Source organism: Psychrobacter maritimus (assembly GCF_904846345.1).
Classification (GTDB): Bacteria; Pseudomonadota; Gammaproteobacteria; order Pseudomonadales; family Moraxellaceae; genus Psychrobacter; species Psychrobacter maritimus.
In genome coordinates, this window is record NZ_CAJHAJ010000019.1 from 1 (window position 1) to 5,826 (window position 5,826).

Sequence of the window (5,826 nt, forward strand, 5' to 3'; positions counted from 1 at the left end):
AGTTATTGATTTTAAATAAATTAATTATAAACACTATTGTCAATAACCTCTAATAAGTTTCATGTGAAACAAAGTTATACACAGTTTCATGTGAAACCTTCATTAAACTATTATGTTTATCCACATACCCTATCAATAGGTCTAATCTTGTGGATAAAACATTGAAAAACAAGAGTATCTAGAAGATGGTTGATAAAGGGTATAGGGTCAGCTTAAGGTCAGCGCCCAATTGCTCATGACAGTGAATATCGAAACGTAGCTGCTGCGCTAACGATAACGGATTGATAGCAACCATAGGCCGTGCTTGTGTGCCTAATAAGCAAGGCGCTTGATAGACAATGAGCTCATCTACCAGTTGCTGTTGTAAAAAACTACCAGCGACACTTGCTCCTGCCTCTACCAGTACGTCATAACATTGATGGTCGCGCACTAGGCTTTTTAATAATTCGATTAAATCCTCTTCCCGCCAATATAATGTATCTGAGCGACGGCATAGCTGATAGTCAGATTGCAAATCGTGTTTTAGTCGCCCTCGTCTATCTAGTATCACTACTTTAGGCGGCGGCACTTGCTCAGGCGCGACACCTAACTGATTTGAACGTACGTTTAATTGCGGATTATCAACGATGACCGTTTCGCTACCCGTGATAATAGCGCCACTTTGCGCGCGTAGTCTCTGTACATCTTCACGCGCAGCCGTGCCCGTAATCCATTTAGACTCTCCAGACGCCATGGCCGTACGACCGTCAAGACTGGTGGCAATCTTAAGCCTGACATAAGGCATTTGGCTGCGCATCGCCTTTAAAAAGCCTTTATTTAAGGCTTCTGCTTGCGCGGTTAGCACGCCAACGGTTACGGCTATGCCCGCTTCTTCTAACAGTTTCACACCGCGACCAGCCACTTGAGGATTGGGGTCGAGACCAGCGATGACGACACGTTTTACACCGGATACAATAAGTGCTCGCGCGCAAGGCGGTGTGCGCCCAGTATGACTACAAGGCTCTAAAGTCACATAAGCAGTTGCACCCATGGCTCGCGTACCAGCATCTTTTAGGGCGAAAACCTCAGCATGCGGCTGCCCCGCTTTAGGATGAAAACCTTGACCCACTACCTCGTCTGCTTGCACAATCACACAGCCGACAGCCGGATTGGGACGCGTCGTATATAAACCACGCTTGGCCTGCTCAATGGCAAGCATCATAAAATAGCGGTCTTTGGCATCTTTAGAATGATTTGAGTTTGGCATAAAGGTGGACTTAATCAATGATTGATAATTATTATTAAAGATTTTATAGAGTAGAGCGAATAAGAAATATAAACTTGCAAGCAGGCTAAACACTTAGCATGAGTCATGCTTATTTTTCATTAGGACGGATATTGGCAATCTCTTGATGAAAAGCGTCGATATCTTGAAAGTCACGATAGACACTGGCAAAGCGCACATAAGCGACATCATCGAGGGTTTTAAGCTCACTCATGATAATTTCACCTAGCACTTTACTACTGACTTCGCGCTCGCCCATTTGCCGTACGCGTTTTTCAATACGGCTAATCATCGCTTCTTGTTCATCAATGGTGATCGGGCGTTTTTGTAAAGGTAATAAAATCGAGCGGCGCAATTTATCATTATCATAAGGTTCGATTTTGCCACTTGATTTGATAATACGCGGCATCACCACTTCTACCACCTCAAAGGTCGTAAAGCGTTCCTGACAGCTATTACATGAGCGACGACGACGCACCTGCGCGCCTTCAGCAGCAAGCCGTGAGTCGATAACCTTGGTATCTGACGCATTACAATAGGGGCAATGCATACTCTATTCCTTGTCTTAATATTAAGCGCTATAGGAGCAATTACGGCATAAACAATGGTATCTGAACAATAGATTTAATAATTAATATGAAACATATTTAAGGCTAAGCAATTTGAGGCTAAGCAACTTAAAGACATCAATAATGACATCATTTACCAATACAGAAGCTACCGAAAATCTTACCTAACAAATCATCAGCGCTAAATTCACCAGTAATCTCACCCAAACTATGCTGCGCTTGGCGTAAGCTTTCTGCGACTAACTCTCCGGCTTTAAAAACTGTCAGCTGCTCATGCGCTTCTGCTAAATATTCAGCCGTTCTTCTTAACGCATCTAAATGACGCGTACGGGCGATTAAGCTATTTTCTGGCGGATGAAAACCTACTTTAGCACATAAGGTTTCGACTAAATCATCAATACCCGCGCCTGTTTCACATGAAACATTGACCTGTTCGTAGCCGCGATTCTTGATTTCTGCTTGCGAAATAGAAGTTATCTCATTACTGCTGCTATCGTTTAATAAATCGCTTTTATTGGCAATAATCAGTAAGCGCTTGGCTTCTGGCAACTCACCAAATAGCTGTTCAGCCAGCTGTAGCGGTGTGCTGTCGCTTTCAAGGTCACGAGTCACATCATAAACCATCAGCAGCATATCAGCCTGCGTGATAGCGGTACGGGCACGTTCAATACCGATACGCTCGACCGTATCTTCAGTCTCGCGCAGACCTGCGGTATCGGTTAAATGCAGCGTCAAACCGTTCAGCACCACGGTTTCTTGTAGCGTATCGCGCGTCGTCCCTGCTACATCGGTAACGATAGCACGCTCTTGCCCTGCTAAGCGATTCAGCAAGCTTGATTTACCAGCATTGGGTCTACCTGCAAGCACCACATGAATGCCATCGCGTAATAGCTGACCTTGCTTGGCGGTCGCTAGCACTTGCTGTATTTTAGCTTGCGTTTGCTCAAGCTTATCTTGGATAACCCCATCAGATAAAAAATCAACGTCTTCTTCATCGGGGAAATCAATTGCTGCTTCAACGTGCAAGCGCAGATGAATCAACTGCTCAAGTAACTGGTTAATTTTTTGTGAAAATTCACCGCTAAGCGAGCGAATCGCGCTACTGGCAGCGGCGGCACTGGTGGCATCAATAGCGTCAGCGATGGCTTCTGCTTGCACCAAATCCAGTTTATCGTTATCAAAAGCACGGTAAGAGAATTCCCCTGCGCCCGCTTGTTTTGCGCCCAATTCAAACACCCGCGCTAACAGCTGATTTTGCAAAATCATGCCGCCATGACCTTGCAGCTCAATGACGTCTTCGCCGGTGAACGAGTGCGGACCTTTGAAATAAAGCACCAAACCTTCATCAATGGTCGTGCCATCAGCCTGATAAAAACGGCAAAAACTGGCCATACGCGGCGTAAAAGCCAACTTACCGGTGAGCTGACACGCAATATCATAAGCACGTGAGCCCGACAGACGAATAACCCCGACGCCACCTCGCCCAAGCGGTGTGGCAATCGCCGCAATGGTTGGAAGGCCAGATAAATTAGACTTTTTAGGTGACTCATCTAAATTATCGGCAGCTAGTGCCATCTCTAAAGAATCCACAATCACTCTCAATAAGCAAAAACCCCATTATAGACGGCTTGATGCACACTGACAAAGCAAACTTCAATGAGCAATTTTCAAAACCGTGACGCATGCCTATTTTCCTCGGTTATCAACGGAGTAAAACGCCATTTTTTAGCACAAAAAAACCACCGCCGGAGCGATGGTTTTTATCAATCAATAAGCTGCTTAGTCTAGAACTTTAACGGTACGACGTTTTTGCTCTTCTTCAACTTTGCGGTTGATTAAGTACTGCTGCGTCATACTGAATAAGTTATTCACAGTCCAGTATAGAACCAAACCTGCTGGGAAGAACAACATAAATGCGGTGAAGATAATCGGTAAAAACTTCATCACTTTCGCTTGCATTGGATCAGCTGGCTGCGGGTTTAGCTGCTGCTGTACAAACATCGACGCACCCATGAGCAATGGTAAAATGAACCACGGATCCATCGCTGATAAATCTCGAATCCACAAGATCCAAGGCGCATGACGCAGCTCAACACTTTCAACCAACACCCAATATAGCGCTAAGAAAATTGGCATTTGCATCAGAATTGGCAAACAACCCGCCATCGGATTGACCTTTTCTTCTTTATAAATTGCCATCATTTCTTGCGACATTTTCATGCGATCGTCGCCGTGCTCTTCTTTCAATGCCGCTAGTCGTGGCGCGATAGCACGCATTTTTGCCATTGAATAGTAGCTCTTATTTGAGAACCACATCAGGGCGATTTTCACTAAGATAGTCAGTAAAATAATTGACCAACCCCAGTTGCCGATAACCTTATGAATACCATCCAAAACGGCAAATAATATCTTCGATATTGGCCATAACAAGCCATAATCGACGGTTTGATTCAAACCTACTGCGACTTCTTTGAGCTCAGACTGTACTTTTGGACCAGCATATAAGGTTGCATTCAAAGTCACTTGCTTATTTGGCGCCACATTGACAGGTTGGCTGTTAAAGCCAATAAAATACTCATCGCCCGTTTCGCGGCTAAAGAATTTACCCGTAAAGTTTTCCGGCGTCCAAGCTGAAACGAAGTAATGCTGTACGATGCCAACCCAACCTTTATCGCTGGTGGTGGTCAACTCACCATCATTAAACTTGCCGAATTTTAGCTTATTATAAGGGTCATCAGGTGTGCCCCAAGCCCCGCCCAAATAAGTCGCCATGCTTAGCGCGCCTTTATCAGACATCCCAGGATCTTTACTATCATCACGTTTTAACTGTGCAAACATCTGCCCTTGCCAGGCATTGGCAGAAGCGTTTTGAATTTGATAGCTGATATCAATCGGATATTTGTCTTGGGTAAAGGTAAAGGTCTTAGTAACCGTTACGCCGTCTTTTTTATACGTAAGCGGTACTGACAGCGTTTGCTGACCTTTCTCCATCACATAGTTGTTAGCAGTGTGGCTGTATTTAGCGCGGCCTTCTGCGGTATCGATACCATTTTGACCAATCAGACCAGACTGTGCGACATAAACGCGATTGCTATTATTTTCTAACAACACAAAAGGCTTATCACTATCGAGCGTCGCATCATACTGCTTTAGTGCAGCATAAACGATATCGCCGCCTTCTGGATTGATTTTGATGTCATAGCGATCGGTGGTTACCGTGATAAGACCGGTATTAGCAGCAGGTGTTGCTGCTACCGCACCCGTATCTACTGGTAACGTTTGTACCGGAATGTCGCCTGCTGCGCCGCTGGTCGAAGGAATATCCGCTCCTACCGATGTTGCAGTTTTTGGCACCGTGTCTACAGCTGGCGCATCGGCATAATCATCTCGCCATGCCAAAATCAGCAGATAAGCGGTGATTAGCATCGCAATGATGATCATCACCCGAAATATCTTTTGCATAAACCTTTCCTAGATTAAAAAATTAGGGAATGAAAAATCAGGCATGTGTCATGACCACCACAGAGTATTAACCCGTATTCCTAGCGGCAATATCAGCAGTCAATCACATAAAATGTTCATCATTTTACTAAAAAACCACTCTAAATGATACCAAGAGTGTGGATAACTTGTGGGTAACTAAATAGATATCCACAACAGCCCTGTCGCTAATAAGATTTAGGCCCGTTTCATCATATGATTTAGGCGCGAAACATAGCTTGTCGTATCTCTAAAAACATATAAACCTTGCCCTCTGACGTAAGCAAGTGCGATAGGGGCTAAATATTGATAATAATAAGTAGATAAAGGTAACGGCACAAAATCAATGCCATGTCCGCCCAAAGGATGACAGCGGCCAATACGTTTTAATAACAGCCAACTACCTGACCAAACGCCATGCCAAGCTAAAGCTTGTTTACCGTAATTTGAGCAAGTCGGATAATAACGACAGCGAGCAGGTAATATAGGACTAATTATATTTTGATAAAATAT

5 protein-coding genes are annotated in these 5,826 nt (G+C 44.4%); all 5 read right to left on the reverse strand.

The window, feature by feature from the left end; all coding sequences use genetic code 11:
* Nucleotides 1–178: 178 nt before the first annotated feature.
* Nucleotides 179–1,246: a bifunctional diaminohydroxyphosphoribosylaminopyrimidine deaminase/5-amino-6-(5-phosphoribosylamino)uracil reductase RibD gene (gene ribD, locus JMX50_RS13055; protein WP_201630049.1), complete on the reverse strand. Its 1,068-nt coding sequence runs from the start codon at nucleotides 1,244–1,246 to the stop codon at nucleotides 179–181.
* Nucleotides 1,247–1,355: 109 nt separating this feature from the next.
* Nucleotides 1,356–1,814, reverse strand: a complete 459-nt coding sequence (gene nrdR, locus JMX50_RS13060; protein WP_149490272.1) for a transcriptional regulator NrdR — start codon at nucleotides 1,812–1,814, stop codon at nucleotides 1,356–1,358.
* A gap of 148 nt (nucleotides 1,815–1,962) precedes the next feature.
* On the reverse strand, nucleotides 1,963–3,408 hold the full coding sequence (mnmE, locus tag JMX50_RS13065) for a tRNA uridine-5-carboxymethylaminomethyl(34) synthesis GTPase MnmE (RefSeq protein WP_201630053.1): 1,446 nt from the start codon (nucleotides 3,406–3,408) through the stop codon (nucleotides 1,963–1,965).
* 204 nt (nucleotides 3,409–3,612) lie between these two features.
* Complete coding sequence (yidC, locus tag JMX50_RS13070) at nucleotides 3,613–5,295, reverse strand: membrane protein insertase YidC (RefSeq protein WP_201563830.1); 1,683 nt, start codon at nucleotides 5,293–5,295, stop codon at nucleotides 3,613–3,615.
* Between the two features lie 216 nt (nucleotides 5,296–5,511).
* Nucleotides 5,512–5,826, reverse strand: a complete 315-nt coding sequence (gene yidD, locus JMX50_RS13075) for a membrane protein insertion efficiency factor YidD (protein WP_201630051.1) — start codon at nucleotides 5,824–5,826, stop codon at nucleotides 5,512–5,514.